19 protein-coding genes are annotated in these 21,488 nt (G+C 33.9%); 15 read left to right on the forward strand and 4 right to left on the reverse strand.

Annotation, left to right across the window (positions count from 1 at the left end; all coding sequences use genetic code 11):
* Positions 1-63: 63 nt before the first annotated feature.
* The 5 genes from AS161_RS06105 to polA all read left to right on the forward strand — a co-directional run bounded on the left by AS161_RS06105 (position 64) and on the right by polA (position 7,941).
* Complete coding sequence (locus tag AS161_RS06105; protein WP_164542140.1) at positions 64-2,532, forward strand: ATP-dependent Clp protease ATP-binding subunit; 2,469 nt, start codon at positions 64-66, stop codon at positions 2,530-2,532.
* A 19-nt stretch (positions 2,533-2,551) separates the two neighbouring features.
* Positions 2,552-3,952: a DNA repair protein RadA gene (radA, locus tag AS161_RS06110; RefSeq protein WP_164542141.1), complete on the forward strand. Its 1,401-nt coding sequence runs from the start codon at positions 2,552-2,554 to the stop codon at positions 3,950-3,952.
* 3 nt (positions 3,953-3,955) lie between these two features.
* Positions 3,956-4,822 (forward strand): DegV family protein, encoded by an 867-nt coding sequence (locus AS161_RS06115; RefSeq protein ID WP_164542142.1) that lies wholly within the window; start codon positions 3,956-3,958, stop codon positions 4,820-4,822.
* A 115-nt stretch (positions 4,823-4,937) separates the two neighbouring features.
* Positions 4,938-5,267: a carboxymuconolactone decarboxylase family protein gene (locus tag AS161_RS06120; RefSeq protein WP_041257060.1), complete on the forward strand. Its 330-nt coding sequence runs from the start codon at positions 4,938-4,940 to the stop codon at positions 5,265-5,267.
* Positions 5,245-7,941, forward strand: coding sequence for a DNA polymerase I (gene polA / locus AS161_RS06125; protein WP_164542143.1), 2,697 nt, complete (start codon positions 5,245-5,247; stop codon positions 7,939-7,941). The genes AS161_RS06120 and polA overlap by 23 nt, the downstream gene beginning before the upstream one ends.
* 9 nt (positions 7,942-7,950) lie before the next feature.
* Here the strand turns inward: polA and AS161_RS06130 are convergent, their stop codons facing one another.
* The gene (locus AS161_RS06130; protein WP_164542144.1) at positions 7,951-8,787 is read right to left on the reverse strand and encodes a DMT family transporter; all 837 of its coding nucleotides are present in this window, start codon (positions 8,785-8,787) and stop codon (positions 7,951-7,953) included.
* 57 nt (positions 8,788-8,844) lie between these two features.
* On the opposite strand from AS161_RS06130, the gene AS161_RS06135 reads away from it, so the two are divergent.
* The 10 genes from AS161_RS06135 to AS161_RS06180 all read left to right on the forward strand — a co-directional run bounded on the left by AS161_RS06135 (position 8,845) and on the right by AS161_RS06180 (position 18,906).
* Positions 8,845-9,399 (forward strand): chromate transporter, encoded by a 555-nt coding sequence (locus tag AS161_RS06135; protein WP_011993543.1) that lies wholly within the window; start codon positions 8,845-8,847, stop codon positions 9,397-9,399.
* Positions 9,396-9,917, forward strand: coding sequence for a chromate transporter (locus AS161_RS06140; protein WP_164542145.1), 522 nt, complete (start codon positions 9,396-9,398; stop codon positions 9,915-9,917). Before AS161_RS06135 ends, AS161_RS06140 begins: the two co-directional genes overlap by 4 nt.
* Before the next feature lie 72 nt (positions 9,918-9,989).
* Entirely contained in the window at positions 9,990-10,769 is a 780-nt protein-coding gene (locus tag AS161_RS06145; RefSeq protein WP_164542146.1) for an MBL fold metallo-hydrolase, read from the forward strand.
* A 5-nt stretch (positions 10,770-10,774) separates the two neighbouring features.
* Positions 10,775-11,617 carry a methyl-accepting chemotaxis protein gene (locus tag AS161_RS09375; protein ID WP_164542147.1) on the forward strand — a complete coding sequence of 281 codons (843 nt, stop codon included), beginning with the start codon at positions 10,775-10,777 and terminating at the stop codon, positions 11,615-11,617.
* A 12-nt stretch (positions 11,618-11,629) separates the two neighbouring features.
* Positions 11,630-12,760 (forward strand): TPR repeat-containing protein, encoded by a 1,131-nt coding sequence (locus AS161_RS06155; protein WP_011993539.1) that lies wholly within the window; start codon positions 11,630-11,632, stop codon positions 12,758-12,760.
* Positions 12,757-13,986, forward strand: a complete 1,230-nt coding sequence (locus tag AS161_RS06160) for an SLC13 family permease (protein WP_164542148.1) — start codon at positions 12,757-12,759, stop codon at positions 13,984-13,986. The genes AS161_RS06155 and AS161_RS06160 overlap by 4 nt, the downstream gene beginning before the upstream one ends.
* Positions 13,987-14,029: 43 nt before the next feature.
* Positions 14,030-15,316: an ArsB/NhaD family transporter gene (locus AS161_RS06165; RefSeq protein WP_164542149.1), complete on the forward strand. Its 1,287-nt coding sequence runs from the start codon at positions 14,030-14,032 to the stop codon at positions 15,314-15,316.
* Positions 15,317-15,324: 8 nt separating this feature from the next.
* A complete protein-coding gene (locus tag AS161_RS06170) occupies positions 15,325-16,002 on the forward strand; it encodes an endonuclease V (protein WP_011993535.1) in 678 nt (225 codons plus the stop codon).
* A gap of 117 nt (positions 16,003-16,119) precedes the next feature.
* On the forward strand, positions 16,120-16,731 hold the full coding sequence (locus tag AS161_RS06175; RefSeq protein WP_011993534.1) for a hypothetical protein: 612 nt from the start codon (positions 16,120-16,122) through the stop codon (positions 16,729-16,731).
* Between the two features lie 321 nt (positions 16,732-17,052).
* Complete coding sequence (locus tag AS161_RS06180; protein ID WP_164542150.1) at positions 17,053-18,906, forward strand: ABC transporter substrate-binding protein; 1,854 nt, start codon at positions 17,053-17,055, stop codon at positions 18,904-18,906.
* A gap of 67 nt (positions 18,907-18,973) precedes the next feature.
* Here the strand turns inward: AS161_RS06180 and AS161_RS06185 are convergent, their stop codons facing one another.
* The 3 genes from AS161_RS06185 to rsfS are packed head-to-tail and all read right to left on the reverse strand — an operon-like array spanning position 18,974 to position 21,469.
* Positions 18,974-19,855: a TIGR01212 family radical SAM protein gene (locus tag AS161_RS06185; RefSeq protein WP_241241346.1), complete on the reverse strand. Its 882-nt coding sequence runs from the start codon at positions 19,853-19,855 to the stop codon at positions 18,974-18,976.
* A gap of 2 nt (positions 19,856-19,857) precedes the next feature.
* Positions 19,858-21,090, reverse strand: a complete 1,233-nt coding sequence (locus AS161_RS06190; RefSeq protein WP_041256788.1) for an amidohydrolase — start codon at positions 21,088-21,090, stop codon at positions 19,858-19,860.
* 46 nt (positions 21,091-21,136) lie between these two features.
* Complete coding sequence (gene rsfS, locus AS161_RS06195; protein WP_041256786.1) at positions 21,137-21,469, reverse strand: ribosome silencing factor; 333 nt, start codon at positions 21,467-21,469, stop codon at positions 21,137-21,139.
* Positions 21,470-21,488: the final 19 nt, after the last annotated feature.

The following is a 21,488-nucleotide window of genomic DNA, read 5'->3' on the forward strand; positions in this document are numbered from 1 at the left end:
TGCCCCGCTTTATTTTTTTTATTAGATATGGTATAATTGAATTGAAATTTTGGAGGTGAGCATATGTTTGATAGGTTTTCTGAACGATCTGCAAAGGTATTTGTAACCGCGCAAGAAGAAGCGAAAGATTTAGGTCATTCTTACGTTGGAACCGAGCACTTGTTGCTTGCAATTTTGAAATTGAATGATAAACCATTATCAACTATTCTTGAAAGATATGGTTTAACATACGCGCGTGTTAAAAATGAGGTAATATCTATTGTTGGACTTGGAATGCGCGGTTTTATAATGTCTCCTCAAATGACACCAAGGGCAAGGAAGGTTACAGAAATAGCTTTTGAAGAAGCTCGGATCTCAGGGAGTGATAAAATAGATCCGGAACATTTGCTTTTGGGAATTTTACGCGAAGGAGAGGGCATAGCGATACACATACTAAAGAAATTGAATGTAAATGTACAAGCACTTAGAAAAGAAATTGCAGACAACATAAATTCGGAAGAGGATTATTACGAAGAAACACAGCCTTTACCTTCGATCGAAGAGCCTGTTTCTTCACCTGCAGTTAGACAATTGGAAGGATTTGGTGTTGATCTCACCGCACAAGCAATGAAGGGTGAACTTGATCCTGTAATTGGTAGGGAAAATGAAATAGAAAGGTTAATGCAAATACTTGTAAGAAGAAAGAAAAATAACCCAGTGTTGATAGGCGAACCTGGTGTTGGAAAAAGTGCTATAGTTGAAGGACTTGCACAAAAAATCGTATCAGGCGAAGTACCTGAACCATTGAAAGGAAAGACTATCTTTTCATTGGATGTCGCAGCGATAGTTGCAGGTACAAAATATCGTGGTGAATTTGAAAAAAGAATGAAAAAGCTACTCCAAGTTGTTAAAGGCAATAAGGACATAATACTATTCATAGACGAACTTCATATGATTGTTGGTGCTGGCTCGGCCGAAGGAGCTGTAGATGCTGCCAATATCCTTAAACCTGCACTCGCACGTGGCGAATTACATTGTATTGGTGCAACCACACCAGATGAGTACAGAAAATACATAGAAAAAGACGCTGCACTCGAGAGAAGATTCCAAAAAATATACGTTCAGGAACCAACACCACAAATGGCTCTCGACATACTTAAAGGTCTTAAAGCTAAATATGAATCTCATCACAAAGTAAAATATACAGACAAAGCACTTGAGGCAGCTGTTTACCTTTCACAAAGATACATAACAGATCATTTCTTACCAGATAAAGCTATAGACGTAATAGATGAGGCTGGTTCAAGGGCAAGACTAAAATTGTTTGTTATGCCAAGTGAATTGCAGTTGCTTAAACTCCAAATTGAAGCTGTAAAAAATGAAAAAGAAGAAGCTGTAAATAACCAAGATTACGAAAAAGCCGCTGGGTTAAAAGAGAAAGAACAGGAATTAAGAGAAAAATTCAATGAAGATTATAACAAATGGAAAAGAGAAATAGAATCTGTGATAGCCATTGTTGATACACCAGACATCGAAGAAGTTGTTGCCGGATGGACAGGTATACCGCTGCAAAAACTCGAAGAAACTGAAAGAGAAAAACTACTTAAACTTGAAGAAGCGTTACATGAAAGGGTTGTTGGGCAAGATGAAGCAATTAACGCTATATCAAGAGCAATAAGAAGGGCGCGGAGTGGCTTAAAAGATCCAAGAAGACCTGTTGGCGTATTTTTATTCCTCGGACCAACCGGAGTTGGTAAAACTGAGCTTGCAAAAGCATTAGCTGAATACTTATTCGGCGATGAAAAGGCTTTGATAAGATTTGATATGAGCGAGTATATGGAAAAATTCTCTGTCTCAAGGCTTATCGGTGCACCTCCTGGATACGTCGGATACGAAGAAGGTGGAACTTTAACGGAAAAAGTGAGAAGAAGACCATTCTCTGTCATATTATTTGACGAAATTGAGAAAGCACATCCAGATGTTTTTAACCTGCTATTACAGATTATGGATGATGGTAGACTTACAGACTCACAAGGTCATGTGGTTGATTTCAGAAACACGATAATAATCATGACAAGTAATATTGGCGGCGCAGAGATCGTTACTTCTAGAAAGAATCTTGGATTCGTTGATAATGAATCTCACGAAAGAGAATTTAACGAGATGAAAAACAAAGTCATAGAAGAAGTTAAAAGAGTATTCAAACCAGAATTTATTAACCGTATCGATGAATTAATAGTATTCCATAAACTCACAAAAGAACACATTGAGCAGATAATCGACATATTACTTAAAGATATAAGAGCAAGGCTTGCTGAAAGAAAAATTACGCTTACACTTTCTCAAGAAGCAAAGGATTTCTTAGTAAGTATGGGCTACGATTCCGTTTATGGCGCGAGACCTTTAAAAAGAACAATTCAAAAATACATAGAAGACCCACTTTCAGAAGAGTTGTTGCGTGGCGAAATAAATGACGATAGCGAAGTCTATATAGTACCAGAAGATAACAAATTAGTTTTCATCAAACAAAAAAATGAGGTGCAAAAAGTTTAACTCATATAAGGAGTAAACCATGGCAAAGGCAAAAACAATATACGTCTGTGACAAATGCGGTTACGAATCTCCAAAATGGTTCGGAAAGTGCCCAGTTTGTGGTGAATGGAATAGTGCCAAGGAATTCAGTTTAAAAGACCATTCTGAAACAAAATCAATAAGGGCAAACGAAGCGGGGATGGAAGCACCTCATCCTCGCTTTTTTGATATAAATTCTGCAACAAAACTTTTAGAAGAAGAAGAACGTATAAAAACCGGTATAAATTCTATTGATGAACTTTTGTCTGGAGGGCTTGTAAAGGGGCAAGTAATATTACTTGGTGGAGAGCCTGGGGTTGGAAAAAGCACTATCGCACTTCAAATATGTGATTCGATAGCTCGAAATTCTAATAATGACAAGAGAATTTATTACATATCTGGTGAAGAAAGTGTTGGACAAGTTGGATTACGTGCAAAACGTTTGGGAATAAATAATGAAAAATTGTTAATTTCTTCGGAAACGCAAATCGAAGATATTTTAAACGAGATCGATCCAAACAAAGCTCAACTCATCGTTGTAGATTCAATACAAACACTGTGCAGTGTTGATATTGATTCCCCAGTAGGTGGTATCGTACAAATAAAAGCTGTAGTTGAGAAAGTTAGAATTTTCTCTAAGAAATATGGTATACCTTCTATTTTGATAGCGCATGTGACAAAAGAAGGTACGATTGCGGGTCCTAAACTAGTTGAACACGTCGTAGACACTGTAATTTATTTTGAAGGCGAAAGAACAACGGATTATAGAATACTAAGGGTTCAGAAAAACAGATATGGTCCAAGCGGAGAAATAACCGTTTTTCAAATGACAAGTAATGGCTTGCAAGGTCTCTCTGAAGATACGTTTTTAACCTACTCCAACACACCTGGCAATATTTTTACAAGCATATACGAGGGTACCAGACCTTTTAATGTACAGATTCAAGCTTTGGTTTCAAGAGTAAAAACGACGTCTGGTAGAAGAATATCCCACGGAGTGGATGTCAGGAAAGTCATAATAATTTCAGCCGTATTGTCAAAACATCTGAATTTACCATTAGATTTTCATGATATATACATGAACGTTTCTGGTGGCGTAAACATAACAGATCCAGGTTGCGAACTTTCTATCGCTGGAGCAATATTATCCTCATTCTTGGATGCTTACATAGGAAACGTATTTATGGCAGGTGAGATAGGACTTGATGGAAGTATTAGACCTGCCGTAAATATACAAAAAAGAGTTGAAAACGCTAAAAAACTCCCTATAGATTTAATTGTAATACCAAAAGCGAGTATAAAAAACACAAACGTTAAATCTACACAAAATATAAAGATTGAAACAGTTGATAATATAAGGCAATTGTTTAATTTAATATTAGATCTTAAGAAAGGGGATTAAAGCATGGAAAAGATAAAAATATTGGTAGATAGTACTTCCGATTTCCCTAAAGAGCAAATGAAAGAATGGAATGTTGATATTGTGCCTTTGTATGTTAATTGGCCTGATGGTACAAGTGAAAAAGACGATACGAGAGATTTTGAAGAGCTGAAAAGATTTTACGAGAAACTGAAGTCCGCTCCGGAACTTCCTAAAAGTTCACAACCATCGGTAGAAGACTGGAAACAAAAGTATAACGAGTTAAAAGAACAAGGTTACGATGGTGTTTTGGTAATAACGATTTCAACAGCTATGTCTGGAACGTTTAACAGCGCATCTCTTGCGGCAAAAGAAGTTGATATACCTGTGAGAGTAGTAGACTCAAAAATGGCTTCCACAGCTATATCACCAATGGCAAGATATGCAAGAGAATTAATTAATTTAGGTGTCGACTTAGAAACAGTAGCACAAGAATTAGAAAAAAAGATTGCTGCAAAAGGTTTCGGCGCATTTTTCTATGTTCAAGATTTCAATTTCCTTGTCAAGGGTGGAAGAGTAAGCAAATTTGCAGGATTTGTTGGCTCATTACTAAAAATCAGGGTTGGGATATACATAAATGAAGAAGGGAACATGGTTCCATTTACAAAGACACGAGGTTTCAAAGCTATCGTTGATGAATTAATCAAAAAAGCGGAGAGTGAAGGTTTTACAAAAGATAGTGTTGTTGACCTTTACATGGTAAGTTGCGATAATATGGAAGAATTGAAAGAAATAGAAAAGATTCTTAGAGAACATTATAGAGTCAACAATGTGTACTATACACCTACTGGAAAAGTTATTTCAACACACGTGGGACCTGGACAAGCCGGATTTGGGATTGAAAAGTATTAATCATTTTTCTGATTATTTCGATTGTATAGTGCTTTTATATAGTGCTTTGGGAGGGATTTCTGTGTCTGATAATCAATTCAATACCCTTGAAGAGTTCAAAAAATTCCGCGAAAAAATGAATGAAGAAATACTTAAAAGAGGAACAACTAACACAAAACGCTTTTGGGCACTTGATAGCGCAGTATACAAAGAGGGTGCAATTGATAGCAAAACAAAAGAATTAATGGGACTTGTTGCTTCTATGGTATTAAGATGTGACGATTGTATAACTTACCATATGATAAGATGCGCAGAACTTGGCACAAGTGATGAAGAATTTTTCGAAGTATTTGATGTGGCACTTATAGTCGGTGGGTCAATAGTTATACCACACTTAAGAAGGGCTGTAAACACATTGTTAGAAATCCGGAGGATGCAATTGAATGGCGAGAGTATTTCTATTTGATGGTACAGGATTATTGTACAGAGCATATTTTGCAATAGACCAATCATTAACAACTACATCTGGCGTTCCTACAAACGCCCTCTATGGTCTTTCAAGAATGCTTGTAAAATTTTTGAAAGAACATGTGATTATAAATGAAGATTATTGTGCTTTCATGTTAGATGTTAAAGGTGGAAGCACATATCGTAAAGAACTTTATGCTGATTACAAAGCGCATAGACCAGAAACCCCAGAGCCATTGTTAAAACAAATATCTTTAGCTGATGAACTAATCGAAGGCTTTGGAATAAAGCTAATAAAAGTCCCTGGTTATGAAGCTGACGATGTCATAGCAACTCTCGCAAAGAAATTTGAGAAAGAAAAGCAAAAGTATAATATTTCAGAAATCAATATAATCACAAGCGACAAAGATATGCTCCAGCTAGTTAACGAAAACATATTCGTATGGCGTGTTGAAAAAGGTGTTACAGACTTAAAGAAGTACACAAACAATGAAATTATAGAAAAGTATGGCATAACTTCTGAACAAATAAAAGATTATTTGGCTTTAGTTGGTGATGTATCAGATAATATACCTGGCGTTAGTGGCATAGGTGAGAAAACGGCTGCAAAAATCCTTAACGAATTTGGAAGCGTTGAAAATGCATTGAAGAATATCTCAAAATTACCTGAAAAAATAAGGAATGCTATCGAAAATAACATAGAAGACTTTGAATTGAGCAGAAAGTTGGTAGAATTAAATACAAACGTCGAAATAAAAATAGATATCGAAGAGTTACTTTATAAAGGTTACGATCAAAAAAAGCTTTTGAATGTGCTCAAAAAATTTGAATTTTCAAGTGTAATAAAGGAACTTAATCTTTCAGCAGAGCTTACTAATAAGGTTGAATATAAAGTTATTGAAAACGAACGAGCGCTTAGTGACTTACTTGAAACAATAATGAAATCAAAAAAAATTGCATTAGATTTGGAAACTACATCACTTGATCCATTCGAAGGAAAAATTGTAGGTATTTCTATAGCCGTTGATGAGGGCAAAGCTTTCTACATACCAATTGCGCACGTTGGAGCTAAGAATATACCTATAGAATCTGTTAAAAAATTTCTAAGAGATTTATTTAACAGTGGTAAAACTGTTGGCGGTCACAACATAAAATTTGATCTTAAGTTCATCTCAAGATTGGGAATTGAGCCACAAATACCATCTTTTGACAGTATGATTGAAGCATATCTACTTAATCCAAATGAGAAAAAATTTAACCTTGATGAATTATCGTTAAAATTGCTTGGACATAAAATGATTTCATATGAAGATCTGGTCAAAGACACAATCCCACTTTTCGCAGGAGACTTTTCTTATATTCCTGTAGACACAGCGGCTAAATATTCTTGTGAAGATGCAGATATGTCTCTTAGGATACATAATTTGCTCCATCCTTTGATTTATTCAAATGAAATGAATGAATTATATGAAAAGATAGAATTACCTATGATTTTAGTCCTTGCAAATTTGGAACTAAATGGTGTCTATTTTGATATACAGTATCTAAACAATTTATCACAAGAAATGGACAAAAAACTTTTAGCACTTTCGAATCGAATCTTTGAAATCACAGGCGAGGCATTCAATCTAAATTCTCCAAAACAACTTGGATACATACTATTTGAAAAATTAAAGTTACCAAGTGTAAAATCCACATCAACCGGTGCGTATTCAACGGATGTCGAAGTACTTGAATATCTTGCCAACGAATACGAAATTGCAAAGCTTATTCTTGAATACAGAAAGATACAAAAGTTAAAGAGTACTTACGTTGACGCAATTCCGAATATGGTCAACAAAAATACAAAACGAGTCCATGCTTCTTTTAATCAAACAGGTACGGCAACCGGTAGATTGAGCAGCTCTGACCCCAATTTACAAAATTTACCTGGAAGAAGCGATGAAGGAAAAGAAATCCGAATGGCTGTGAAACCACAAAAAGACGGTTGGTATATATTAGGAGCTGATTATTCACAAATAGAACTACGTGTACTTGCGCATATAACCGAGGATCCAAATTTAATCAATGCATTCAAAGAAAACAAAGATATCCACCTTGAAACTGCTAAAAAATTATTCGGTGTCAGTGAAGAATTCATAACTGAAAACATGAGAAGGATAGGCAAAATGGTCAATTTTGCGATTGTATATGGTGTTTCACCTTATGGACTTGCAAAAAGAACAGGATTGGACGTAAAAGATACGAAAAAAATGATAGAGGCTTACCTTGATTACTATAAAAATGTTCAAGAATACATGGCTAATATAAAGGAATTCGCAAAGAAAAATGGATATGTAAGAACTATGTTTGGAAGAAAAAGAGATATACCACAAATTAACTCAAAAGACCAAAATATAAGAGCAGAAGGTGAACGAATAGCTATTAATACTCCTATCCAAGGCAGTGCTGCTGACATAATGAAAATTGCGATGATAAGGATATATGAACGACTAAAAGACGAAAAATTGCAAAGTATGATGATACTTCAAGTGCATGATGAACTTGTCTTTGAAGTACCAGAAAACGAGGTTGAATATGTTAAAAAACTTGTTAAAGAAGAAATGGAAAACGCTGTGAAGCTTAAAGTTCCATTACTCGTAGATATTTACGTGGAAAAGTATATGCTTTAAAGATTAAAATCAATATATTAAAATTACTCCAACAAATATCAATAAAGCTGCTATAACCCGAATTCCGATTTTTTCCCTTAAAAATATCCTAGCGAAAATCATAGTTACAAAAACAGAGAGCATCGATAAAGGTTCGGCAACACTAACTCCAAAATAATTAAATGCTTTGAGTAAAGCAACATAAGAATATGCATTGCAAATTCCACCAAGTATAAGGTAAATAAATCTTTCTTTTACAATCTTTGAATAATCCTTAAGTTTGTGACCTGAAATTAAGCCATATATGAATATATAAAAACTTATGACAAGGTAAATCCCAACAGAATAACCAATTGGAGAGAGTTCAGAAGTTATTTTTCTATCAATTATCCTTCCAAATGCCATCAAAATTGATGAAACAATCATAGATAAAGAGCCTTTACTTTTTATTAGGTTTTTGTATGAAATTACAAAATTCTCACCTTTTTTCAAGTAACTAACACCGTAAATCATAAGAATAGCACCTAATAATTTTTTTAAGCTGAACGATTCACCGAGGAACAATGCGGATAAAATAACCAAAAAAATAGCATTTAAATTATAGAGTGGTGCAACTACGGATGCTTCTTCATGTCCAAGCGCGTATGTGTATAACGAAAACGACAGAGAATATATTGTACCACTGATTAGCGACTTCAATAATATATTAAGTGATAAACTACCGATGAAAGGAGCAAATGAGAGAAAAGAAAAGAAGAAAAACGCCCAAGCTGCAACAAAAGTTGGCGCATTTTTTGAAATTTTGTTACCAGCAATTCGTTCGTAACCAAGTAATACTATACGCAATGTCATCCACAACAGTCCCATGAACAATCCCCCTAATTCACCAAAATTTAAAGATATTATACCAAGGAGGCATTAATTTTGGTTAAACGCGAAATTTCTATTTGGGAAATATTTTTAACTACTGCAAAAATAGGTGCAGTTACTATCGGCGGTGGATATGCAATGGTACCAATCATCAAAGATGAATTTGTAAGAAAGAAAGAGTTACTTTCAGACGATGAATTTACAGCTCTCTTAGTTATAGCACAATCTTTACCAGGACCAATCGCGGTCAATACATCAACTTTGGTTGGCTATAAACTGAAAAAAGTACCAGGGTTGATTGCTGGAGTTTCAGGTGCAATATTTTTTCCAACGATTATAATAGTAGTAATTGCGTCGTTGCTTTCTAAGTTTTACAACTACATGGAACCTTTTTTAAACGGAATGAAAGCACCCTTATTTGCTGTTTTATTAGTCGCCGTTATTAAAATGTGGAAAACAAATATTAACAGTATAGAAGATTTCATAATATTTATTGTCTCATTTTCTTTGGTAAGTTTTTTGAAGTTAAATCCTGTGTATGTAATCTTACTTGGAATTTTGTATGCGATTTTAAGAAATAAAAAACAAAAAAAGGATGATGTGAAATGATATACATTAAACTTTTTCTAACATTTTTGCAAATTGGTGCTGTAAGTTTTGGAGGAGGATACAGTATTCTCAAAGTAATCAATCATTACACAGTTGATATAAATAAATGGATAAGCACAGATGAATTCAATGATATCGTTGCAATATCACAATCAACGCCGGGACCTATAGGTATAAACGCAGCAACATTTGTTGGATACAAAGTTGGAGGATTATTTGGTTCAATTACTGCCACTTTTTCTGTTATTCTAATACCAATAGTTCTTTCTCTAACTGTATATCTTTTCTACAGAAAGCACCGCGAAAGTGGAAAAATTCAAAACATAATTCTTCGCTTAAAACCTATAATTTTAGCGCTTATAGCTTCAGCTGCATTGAGTTTTTTAAAAAACGCTTTTGGAAATTATCTATCAATTGCTATAACTTTAATTTCAACATTTGTTTTATTATATCTAAAATTTGACGTGGTTCTTTTACTTTTGATTTCGGGCACCATAGGATATTTTTTCTTCAAATGATTTTTTGAATTTTATTTTTAAAGTGATATAATTTAAAGTGTTAGAGATTTACGAACAGAAAGGGGGAGAATTATGTCAAATAAAGAGGGTATAGAAAATATAACATTATACGATGATGGTGTTCATAAATTCATATTCTTGGCGTGGGAAGAGACAGAAGAGGAAGGTATAGTACAAACAAACCAATACATAATAATAGATGGTAACGAAGCTATGCTTCTTGACCCTGGCGGCGCGCATGTTTTTCCAAGAGTTCTTGCAAACGTTTCCGAGATAATAGAACCAAACAAGATAAAGTATATATTCTTCACGCACCAAGATCCAGACGTAACTTCCGGTATAACACTTTGGTTATCAATAGCTGAAAATGCCAAGATATATGTATCTGGTCTTTGGACAAGGTTCTTACCGCACTTTGGTGTTTACGACCAAAGAAGGGTGGTTGCTTTACCAGATAAAGGGGATAAATTAAGATTGCAATCAGGTACTGAACTTGAGTTTATACCTACTCATTACCTACATTCGACTGGTAATTTTACACTTTACGACCCACGCGCTAAGATACTTTTCTCTGGAGATTTAGGTGTTGCAGTTTTCCAAAAAGGACAAAGGTATGTCTTTGTTGAAAATTTCAACGAGCACGTTAAGTTAATGGAATTATTCCATAAGAGATATATCACATCGAGTATCGCTCTAAAAAAATGGTTGAGTATAGTTGAAAAAAAGGAGATAGATATCGTTGCACCACAACATGGTGCTATATTCAAAGGAGAAAATGTAAAGAAATTATTCGATTGGTTTAGAAATTTAAAATGTGGAATTGATATTATAGATGAAATATATGGCAGGTGATTTCAATGCCAAAAGTTGATAAAAACACTTTAGAAACTATGTCTTCTGCTTTCTTTGCAGAAAATCTTATGACTTCGTTTATGTATCAACTCGATGAAGCTCTTATTTCAAGGGTAAAAGATGTTCAAGAAGGCATTAGAGATATAACCAAAGTTTTTGGAGAGATGCAAAAAAGGCTGAATAAACTTGCTGAAGAATTTGATAAAGAAGTAAAAGACCTATTTTTCAGTATAAACGAATCACAAAAAGTAAACGATGAAATCACTAATGAGCTAAAGAAATCCGGAGCAGATATAAATAAAATAAATGAAGTAGTTATGAGTTCTGTTAACACGACAACAAAGACTCTGGAAATGTTTAATAACATAGAAAACATGGTCAATGAAATAACTAAAATTGCCAAACAAACAAATCTCTTAGCTCTAAATGCTTCGATTGAAGCAGCTAGAGCTGGCGAATTCGGTAGAGGCTTTGCCGTAGTTGCTTCAGAGGTTCAAAAATTAGCTAACGAGTCTAACAAGGTGGCAAAAGACATCACAAACCAAGTGAAAGAACTTTCAAAATCTGTTTCAGATGCTCTTGAAAGTATAAAAATAGTTGGCGAAATATTTGTTACCGTCCAAAATTCATTCCAACAATTGCTAGCTTTTATGCAGCAAAATTCAACGCTTTTATCACATGTTGCTGGGCTTTTGGTTAATACAAAGAATGACTTGTTATTAGAAAACGATAATTTCGTCAAAGCAACTGAAGTTATGGATAGCGCAACTGAAAAATTCGAAACACTTTCAAGAGTCATAAACTCTATAGTAAAAGCGCAGATAAAATTGAAAGATTTGAAACTTTGACCTTTGGAAGTGATGATTATTTTGGTATTAAGAAATGTTCAGAAGTTTTTAGTAATACTCTTAATTTTATCATTTTGTAGCTTAAGTTTTCCAATTTCTCAAATAGCTATAGAATATTATTCCGCTGGAGAACTTTCTTATAAATCCGGCGATTATGTTAGTGCGCTGAGAAATTACGAAATGGCAATTTCAAATGATCCAACAATCGAAGGGTACGATCCTTACATAAAATTCAAAATGGGTATATCCGCATACATGATAGGAAACTACGACAAAGCCAAAAGTTATCTTTCTGGTTACAATTCAAATTTTGTAGAGGAATTACTACAATCTATAAATAAACGTCAGGCTCAAGATGAGTGGAAACGATGGATATTAAAAAATAGGCCTCTTTCATCGGAAGTTTCAACCACTGTTACTAATTATAATTTACCTCAAGGACAAAGTTCGGCAAAAACATATTTAATTGTTATAATTGTATTTATTACTATTTTTTCGATACTAATTTTTACAGAGTTAAGAATTTTAAAATTAAAGAGGGCAATAATAGAATTACCTAAACCTGTACCTGGTGAAAATTTAAGTGATGGTTCTAAAGGAATAGAAATGCCTATAGAAAAAACTAAAGAAGAAACTAAAGAGGACGAAGTTCTTAAATTAATACCCAAAGACGCCAAAATTATTGACTTTGAAAAGCTTATTAATAGTGAAATTGATATATTCAAAGATTTACTTGAAGAAAATGTAACTAACGAAGATAATAAAGTTGAAGCTGAGGAAAGAGTTGAAACTGAAGAAGAGAGAACCGCCGTTGAATCAATATTTGAAGAACAAGAAAACTTGGAAGATGTGCTTCAAGAAAGCCGAGAGATAATAAACGAACTTGAGAAAGAAAATGGGACAAAAGTTGAAGCTAATCCAATCAATGTTACCAACGAGTTATCTATAATAGAAACAGAATTAATTGAAAGGTTGCATAAGTACAGTGAAACAAACCCTTCTGAAAGTAATCTAAGTGTTGAAATTTTTGAGGAGCTACAACGTGATTTTTCTTATTTTGATGATATAGATAAAATAACACAAGAAGTTACAGAGGTTCTTGTTGAAAAGCTTATTATAATGAGTAGAGGTGAAAATAGTTGAACTTCTTAGTTTTCTTATTGTACATACTCGCTTACCTCCTGATAATATTCCGCCCCAAGACAGCTTCCGTTACAACTTTTTTGATTGCTATATCATCCTTGATAGTTTTAAATAATACCAATTTTGAAAATATAGGTGAAATTGTTGATTTTAATACACTCTTGATACTTTTTGGGATGATGGTTATTGTATCCGTAATGAAAGAAAAAGGTGTATTTATAGGTGTTTCAAATGCTATAATAGATTTTAGCAAAGGGAACTTTTTCAAAATGCTTGTGCTAATTAACGTCGGTGTTTTCTTTCTTTCTGGATTTTTAGATAACGTTACAACAATTCTTATATTTTTCCCTATATTATTTTATTTATCAGATGTGCTGAATTTAGATTCAAGAGTATTAGGCCTTAATGCCATTTTATTTTCAAACATCGGTGGAATGTCAACTGCAATAGGAGACCCTCCTAATATAATTATATATTCCGTTTCTAAAATCCCCTTTTTAGATTTTATTGCGAACATAATGCCTATCGCTTTAATCCTTCTCATTATTCAACTAGTAATTTTGAGAAAAGGTATAAAATTTGAACAAACATCCTTTCAAAGGCAAGAAAGAAATGTTGTAAATAAAAACTGGAAGTATTATCTTCTTTACTTCATCGGAGTCATTTTTCTAATGGCATTTCACGATAAATTTAAACTAGAATTAGGATTTATAACCATATTGTCTGGTTTAACCTTGCTCTTTTTTGAGAGTGAAGATTTTAATTCTAGGATTCAGGATATAGATTGGGACATGCTATTCCTCATCTCTGGACTTTACATTCTTAACTGGTCAATTGAACACACAAAAATATTTGACATACTTGTTTTTTATTTAATGCCATTAAAAGGAAGCGTAATTCTACCTTTGTTAATACTATGGGTTTCAATCTTTTCAAGTGGGTTCATCGGAGCTTTACCAACTACACTTATTTTTATCACAATAATAAAGAAATTAACATATCATATGCCAGTATCTTTACTTTATTGGTCATTAGTATTGGGGGTTGGAATAGGAGGCAATCTTACACCAATAGCTTCCATGTGTAATATTATTGGTAACAATTTAATAAGAAAATTAAAAAATGAGTACATAAGTTTTTCAGAGTTTACCAAAAATATGTTGAAGCCCGTTTTATATGGTGCTATAATCTCAAGTGTCTTTATAGTTTTTAAATGGTATATTTAAATCGCTACCTTAAAATATTATTGATATTGCTGAGGTGAGTTTTGTGAAATTAGTGGTGGCATTGATTTTTGGTTTGGTGCTCTACTTTGTTATAACGGGTAAATTGAATAAGACCATTGCAGCGATGGTTGGTGCGTTAGCACTACTTGCAATAAGGGTTTTCCCAGATCCGTATGAGGGACTTAAAAATTCTATAGACATCAACACAATATTATTTTTAATAGGAATGATGATATTTGTCAGAGTAATCGAAGTTTCTGGGATATTCCAATATATAGCTATCAAAACATTAAAACTAACAGGTTCAAATTTGAAAAAGTTGTTTTTTTCCATGACCTTTATAGTTGCTTTAATATCATCTTTCATTGATAACGTAACAACTATTTTAATTTTTGTCCCTGTTACTTTTGCTATAACCGATATTTTGGAAATAGATCCTGTGCCATTTATTCTCGGAGAAATATTCGCTTCTAATATCGGTGGTACAATGACCCCAATTGGTGACCCACCAAACATTTTAATTACCTCTGCAGCGAGAATACCATTTGCCGAATTCGCGAAATACATGGTTCCAGTTAATTTAGTTATATTAGTTATCGTTGACCTTGTTATAATATCTATTTTCAAATCTTCTATGAATAAAGTATTTTCGAAAGAATTCCTTAGTGGTTTCGACGAACAAAAAGTTGTTACGAACAAAAGAAGATTTATCATGTCTGGAATATTTATGATATTTATAATAAGCCTTTTCCTATTTCAAAAGCAGCTTAAATTAGAAAGTGCAATAATTGGTCTCATAGCTGGTTTCTTTGGACTACTATTATTTGAACAACATGAGATAACACCGTTCTTAGAAAAGGTCGAGTGGGATGTTATTTTTTTCTTCCTTGGTTTATTTATAATCACTGGTGCTATGGAACATGTAGGATTGATGAACGATATAGCTAATTTTTTGGTAAGGATATCAAAAGGCTCAAGCGTACTTTTGGTTTCAATAATAGTATGGGCATCTGGAATCCTTTCTGGATTCATTGACAATATACCATTTGCTGCTACTATGATTCCTGTAATTCAAAATTTGCCAAAGATAAATCCTCAAGCATTTTCAAATATCACACCATTCTGGTACGCACTTTCTCTTGGAGCATGTTTAGGTGGTAACTTAACCCCAGTTGGTGCTTCAGCTAATGTCGTTGGATTATCCTTACTGAAAAAATATAAAGGGAAAAATATTTCATTCGCAAGTTTTATGAAGTATGGTATCATAGCTGTCATAATAAGTCTTGTTATCTCGAATATATATACAATCATCCTTATGAAAATACTCTAAGAAGCACCATGAGGAATGAATTTATCAGTGAAGAGTTAATCCAAAAATTAAAAAAAGAACAGAACAATCTGAGACAAAAAGTTACCATAACAGAACTTGATATATCTAAAATAAATATCATTGCCGGTGTTGACGTAAGCTATTTTGAAGACAAAGCTCTTGGTGTAGTTGTAGTATTAAATAAAGATTTAGAACTTATCGATGTTGTTTATAGTATAGATAAAGTAACTTTTCCTTACATACCAGGTTTTCTTGCTTTTAGAGAAGCACCTATTATTTTTAAATGCTTTGAAAAGCTGAGAGAAAAGAATATAGTCCCAGATATAGTTTTATTTGACGGACATGGAATTGCACATCCACGCGGTTTGGGAATAGCAAGTCACATAGGTGTGCTTCTTAATATCCCAACAATAGGAGTGGCCAAAAGAAAACTTTATGGCAAATGCGTCGAACCTAAGCGCGTTGGTCAATCTACACCTTTATTTGATGAAGAAGGCAAAATAATTGGATACTGTTACCTTCCAAAGAAAAATTCCCATCCTATCTATATCTCGCCAGGTCATCTTTCCAGTCCTGAAACTTCTTTAGAATTCGTTAAAAGCCTGATTAAGAAACACAAACTTCCAGAACCCACAAGGTTGGCACATTACTATACTCAAAAATTAAAAGAAAACAAAAATATTTAATTTGATTTTGTAAATCTTATCCTGACGAAAAATTCTAAGGATTTTTTAAGTTTGAATTTAATACAATATGAATAGATAAAAAATACTCCAAAATCTCAAACTCGGGAGGTGAGGAGTATGAAAAAACTTTTGAGTACCTTGTTTCTAATTACTATTCTTATACTAGGTTTCTCTATAACAACACTTTCTAAACCTTTCGAACCTCTTAAATCTATACTAACATTGGAAGAAAGTCAGTTTGAGATTTCGGGTGATATAAAAGAAGTTGTTATGAACTTCCGTGGGAATGGATATATAGTTGTTTCTACAGGTGAAGAAGATATCAGAGTTTCACTTTCATTTGCTAATCCCACTGCAGTAAAAACTGGAGAAAGAGTAACAGTCAAAGGAGAGAAATTAACATTCTTAGTACCATTGTATATTGAAACTGGTGGATATAAAATCCAGGTTCAAAAACAAATTATTGGAGAAGATACGATAAGTATCGAATTCGAAATCAAGAATATAGAAATTACAAAAACATCATCAACAATTGTACTTATAGACTCAGAAAATAAAGAATACAAAATTCCTGCCCAAATAATACCGATATGGAAGAATTTGAAAGCTGGCGATTCATTTAAAATTACAGGAGTAAAAAAGACAGTGAATATACCTACAGAATTGACAATCAGTGGAAAAACATTCAAAATTAATACTCAGTTAGGCTTCAGAATAGAAAAAAAATAATTTCTATCCAAAGTTTTTAAGCAACTTCGGCGGGTTTTTGTTCCGAAATTTGAAAAGAAATTTAGGAAAGTAAAATCAAACCTTCTAGAAAGAATGAGGAGTGACCTAAATGGGTACTCCTCTTAATTTTTTATATATTTTAAAATTTTTGATTAGGGCCAAATTTTAATGATTAAAAAAATTAAGCACATTGAATTGTCTTTTAAAACTCTCAAATTTATATTGCAGAAATTTTTAAATATGTGGTATAATAATAAAGGTTAGAAAAATTTTTGTAAAAAATTTTTCCCAAATCACATCCTTTTTGAAGGGGGGATTTTTGTGAAAAAGTGGTTAGTAGTTATCCTTGGTATTTTTGTGGCAATTTTGGCACTTGCGGCATTTGACCCAACAGTATACGTTGAAGCAACGATCGGTGAACCAGATACCCTCGACCCACATCTTGCTTACGATACGTCAAGTGGTGAGGTACTTTACAACGTTTACGAAAACCTTATTGCTTACAAGGGTAGAAGCGTTAGCGAATTCGAACCAAGATTGGCAACAGAAGTTCCAACAGTAAAGAACGGACTTGTCAAAGACGGTGGAAAGACATACGTATTTCCTATTAGAAAGAACGTAAAGTTCCACAACGGTAACCTACTAACACCAGAAGATGTTGAGTACTCATTTGAAAGAGGATTGTTGTATGATCCAGAAGGCGGTCCAATGTGGATGCTCTGGTACGCTATTTTCGGTGTTCATTCAAGAGATGAAGCACTTGAAGAATTCGTTGGTAAACCTGTCAGTGAAATATTTGATGCAAAAACCGGAGAACCAAAAGCAGATTACAAGCAAAAAGTTATCGATTTCTATAAAAAAGTAGTTGACCCAGCAATTGAGGTCCAAGGTGACAATGTAGTAATTAAACTTGTCAGACCATACGCACCATTTATGAACATCATAGCGCAAAGTGCACACTGGGCAGCTATTCTTGATAAAGAAACATGTATAAAACTTGGTTTGTGGGATGGAAAAGCTGAAACATGGTGGAAATGGAAAGGCATGCAAAAAGAAGAATCACCACTTTACTCATACGCGATGGGTACAGGACCATACAAATTCGTAGAGTGGGATAGAAAGCAACAAAAAGTTACATTGGTAGCAAACGAAAACTACTGGAGAGAACCAGCAAAGATTAAGAAAGTTATCATCTGGGGTATCGATGAATGGTCAACAAGAAAAGCAATGCTTGAGAAAGGTGACGCAGATTCTATAGCTGTTGTTCTTGAATACCTCGATCAACTCAGAGGAAATAAAGATATTCAAATCATCGAAAATATACCAACACTTTCCGTTACAGTTTTAGCATTTAACTGGTCAGTTAACACATCAAGTAAGTACATCGGTAGTGGTAAACTTGATGGAAATGGTATAAATCCAGACTTCTTCAGCGATATATATGCAAGAAAAGCAGTTGCCGCAGCAATTAACTACGATGCACTTATTAGAGATGTTTTGAAAGGCTTCGGTAAGAGAATACCAACAGCTCTTCCAGAAGGATTACTCGGCTTTGATCCATCATTACCACTCTACAAATTTAACGTTAAAACTGTACAAGACAACTTGAAGAAAGCATGGAATGGTCAAGCTTGGGCAAAAGGATTCAAATTCAGCGTTGCATATAACCAAGGTAATGTTGGAAGACAAAGAGTTGCCGAAATGGTTAAGATGTACCTCGAAATGGCAGCGCCTGGAAAAGCAAAGATAGATGTGCAGCCATTGCAATGGCCAACATTCCTCGATGCAACAAAACGTGGTGAGTTGCCAGTATTCATCCTTGGATGGCTTGCCGATTATCCAGACCCAGATAATTTCATCTTTACATATTATCACAGCAACGGTGATTACTCTGGCAGACAAGGTGAAGGATTTAGAAAATTTGTCAGCACACCAAGAAAAGAACTTGGCGGCAAGAGTTTAGATCAACTTATTGAACAAGCAGCCGCAGAGACAGATCCACAAGCACGTGCAAAACTTTACGTACAGATTCAGAAATTTGTAGTTGACAATTGTATCAGCGTACCAGTTTATCAACCAGTTGGCGTACGTGTACAAAGAACATGGGTCAAAGGTTGGTACGATAACCCAATGAGACCTGGTATGGACTTCTACTCAGTATACAAACAACAATAACAACTTTAAAAAGTAAAATAAGTAAAAAATAATCCGCCGGATTAAACCGGCGGATTATTTTTTATGTTTATAATATTTTTGCCTTTTTCCCCTGATAAGTATCTTTTTCTTTCAAAAGATTTTCTATCTCCAAAATAATCTCGCTTTTTGTCTTCCCCCAATTCCCAAAAAGTGTACCATTTAGTGGAGGATCAGCCACAAGCCTGTGAATAACTATATGAGGCGACAACCATTCAAGAAAAGTTATAACTCTATTAACATACTCATCGAAAGTACATATATTCAATTTGCCTGATTTATACATCTCTCCAAATATTGTACCTTCTACTATGTAAAGTGAATGTATTTTTACACCATCAACTTTCAGCGCAGAAAGTATTTTTGCACTCTCTATAACATCCAGCATATTATCTCCAGGCAAGTTGAGTATAACATGCGAAACAACTTCAAAACCATAATTTTTTATGAGATTAACCGCGTATATGTATTCTGCAAGGGTATGGCCACGATTAACTTTAACCAACGTATGGTAATTTGCACTTTGAAGACCAATGTCTAGAGAAATACTTACATTGTATTGTTCACTAATTTCTTTCAAAAGTTTTAGCACATTTTCATCAATGCAATCTGGCCTTGTAGCTATATCAAGCTGTACAATATCATCATCGATGGCCTGAATGTAAATTTGCTTTAAAATATCTATAGGTGCGTATGTATTTGTATAGTTTTGAAAGTATGCAATAAATTTTGTTATGCCTTTTTTCTTATATTTTTCTTTCATAAGTTCAATTTGTTTTTTTATATCGTAACCCGCAAATGTACTAAATCCACTTCCTGTTTCGTCACAAAATAAACATCCTGGTCTTCCGTTTGTTCTATTCGGGCATGTGAAACCTGCGTTTAGTGGTAACCTTTGCACGCGTTGGCCATATCTTTTTTTCAATTCCACACTTAACTTTCTATACCTGTAACCTTCCTCGAGAAAATCGAAAATTTTTTAAGCACCTCCTGAACATCTATCGTTGGAAATTTTCCATCTATGTATACAAATTTTCCATTAACCATTGTTGCATAAACGGTATCTGTATAAGAATGTATTACGTTTTTCAAAATATTATCCAAAGGTTGTAATTGTGGATGAGCTGTATCTAAGAAAATCAAATCAGCTGGATAGCTTTTTTCTACCTTACCACCTTTTAATTTAAGTGCTTCATAACCATTTACAGTAATACTATCAAATGCTTCTTTAACACTAAATTCAGCTGGAGAAAACATCTTTTGACTTAAAACAGAAACCCTAAGGTCGAAAAGTACACTTTGAGAATTGTTGCTTGCAGGACCATCTGTTCCAATTGTTATCTTTATACCATTTTTGAGCATATTTGAAATAGGTGGTATACCATTTCCAAGTTTCATATTACTCACAGTGTTTATAGATGGATAAGAACCATTTAGAAGTTTCATAGATTCTTCATCAAGCTGAGTGCAATGAACTGGTATAAAGTGAACATCGTTAAATCCGATTTTTAATATCTCTTGCGGTGTATATTTTTCCCACTCCCATTTATTTTCAAAAAAGTGCATTGTTACTGGAACATCGTAAGTCTTCGCAATATCAATCACTCTAATTAAATAGTCTTTTGAACAACTGTAAGGAGCATGCGGACCTAATCCAATATAGATTCTATTATCATATCCATGCCATTTTTTATAAAGCTGTATATTTTCTTCTAACCTCCCGTTATCATCTCCGTTCTTATCCACAAGTCCCCTTGTAAGGAGAGCTTTCATACCAAAATCTGCCACCGCTTTTGCAACCATATCTTCGTGAAAGTACATATCACAAAAAGCCACAACACCGTGTGAAACCATTTCCATCATAGATACGATACTACCGTAATAAACTGCTTCTGGAGTTAAGCGTTCTTCAGCTGGGAGTATTTTTTTAAATAGCCATTCGTTAAATGGTATATCTTCGGCAAAACCTCTAAAAAGTGACATAGCAACGTGAGAATGAGTATTAACAAAACCAGGCAAAACGATCTTTCCTGAAAAATCATATATTTCTTCATTTAATTTAGGGAAAATCCGGTCTGAAATCTCCTTGATTACGCTATCTTCAATACGGATATCTCTTTTTACTAATTGCTTATCACTTAATATGTAAACATTCCTTATTAACATTTCACCACTACCTTCCACAAAATCAAGTACATAATGCTAAATTACACTACAAACTAATCCTCTCGGCATCTATCCACAAATGCTCGATATCATAAAATTCTCTTGCGCTTTTTGTGAAGATATGCACGACGATATCACCAGCGTCAACTAAAATCCAGTCGTAACCTTCACCACGGTCGTAGTAAATAAGTTCTTTGCCGATTTCATTGAAAAAATCAACGATTTCATCTCTTAAACTTTTCATGTGTATATTGCTATTCGCAGTACATATTACAAAATAGTCTGTTAAAAGTCTTGTTTTGGACATATCTAATACAACAGGCTCAATTGCTTCTTTCTTTTCCAACAGTTTAATCAAATTTCTCAGAACGTCGCTTATTTTTTTCTCACTCAGAAAA

The organism is Fervidobacterium sp. 2310opik-2 (assembly GCF_011057735.1).
Taxonomy (GTDB): Bacteria; Thermotogota; Thermotogae; order Thermotogales; family Fervidobacteriaceae; genus Fervidobacterium; species Fervidobacterium nodosum.

Bases quoted from the DNA above. Each gene is read 5' to 3' on its own strand.
- AS161_RS06140 (WP_164542145.1), top strand. From the start codon at position 9,396: ATGATATACATTAAACTTTTTCTAACATTTTTGCAAATTGGTGCTGTA.
- radA (WP_164542141.1), top strand. From the start codon at position 2,552: ATGGCAAAGGCAAAAACAATATACGTCTGTGACAAATGCGGTTACGAA.
- AS161_RS06130 (WP_164542144.1), bottom strand. From the start codon at position 8,787: ATGGGACTGTTGTGGATGACATTGCGTATAGTATTACTTGGTTACGAA.
- AS161_RS06145 (WP_164542146.1), top strand. From the start codon at position 9,990: ATGTCAAATAAAGAGGGTATAGAAAATATAACATTATACGATGATGGT.
- AS161_RS06190 (WP_041256788.1), bottom strand. From the start codon at position 21,090: ATGTTAATAAGGAATGTTTACATATTAAGTGATAAGCAATTAGTAAAA.
- AS161_RS06175 (WP_011993534.1), top strand. From the start codon at position 16,120: ATGAAAAAACTTTTGAGTACCTTGTTTCTAATTACTATTCTTATACTA.
- AS161_RS06155 (WP_011993539.1), top strand. From the start codon at position 11,630: ATGATTATTTTGGTATTAAGAAATGTTCAGAAGTTTTTAGTAATACTC.
- AS161_RS09375 (WP_164542147.1), top strand. From the start codon at position 10,775: ATGCCAAAAGTTGATAAAAACACTTTAGAAACTATGTCTTCTGCTTTC.
- AS161_RS06170 (WP_011993535.1), top strand. From the start codon at position 15,325: ATGAGGAATGAATTTATCAGTGAAGAGTTAATCCAAAAATTAAAAAAA.
- polA (WP_164542143.1), top strand. From the start codon at position 5,245: ATGGCGAGAGTATTTCTATTTGATGGTACAGGATTATTGTACAGAGCA.
- AS161_RS06120 (WP_041257060.1), top strand. From the start codon at position 4,938: ATGAATGAAGAAATACTTAAAAGAGGAACAACTAACACAAAACGCTTT.
- AS161_RS06105 (WP_164542140.1), top strand. From the start codon at position 64: ATGTTTGATAGGTTTTCTGAACGATCTGCAAAGGTATTTGTAACCGCG.
- AS161_RS06115 (WP_164542142.1), top strand. From the start codon at position 3,956: ATGGAAAAGATAAAAATATTGGTAGATAGTACTTCCGATTTCCCTAAA.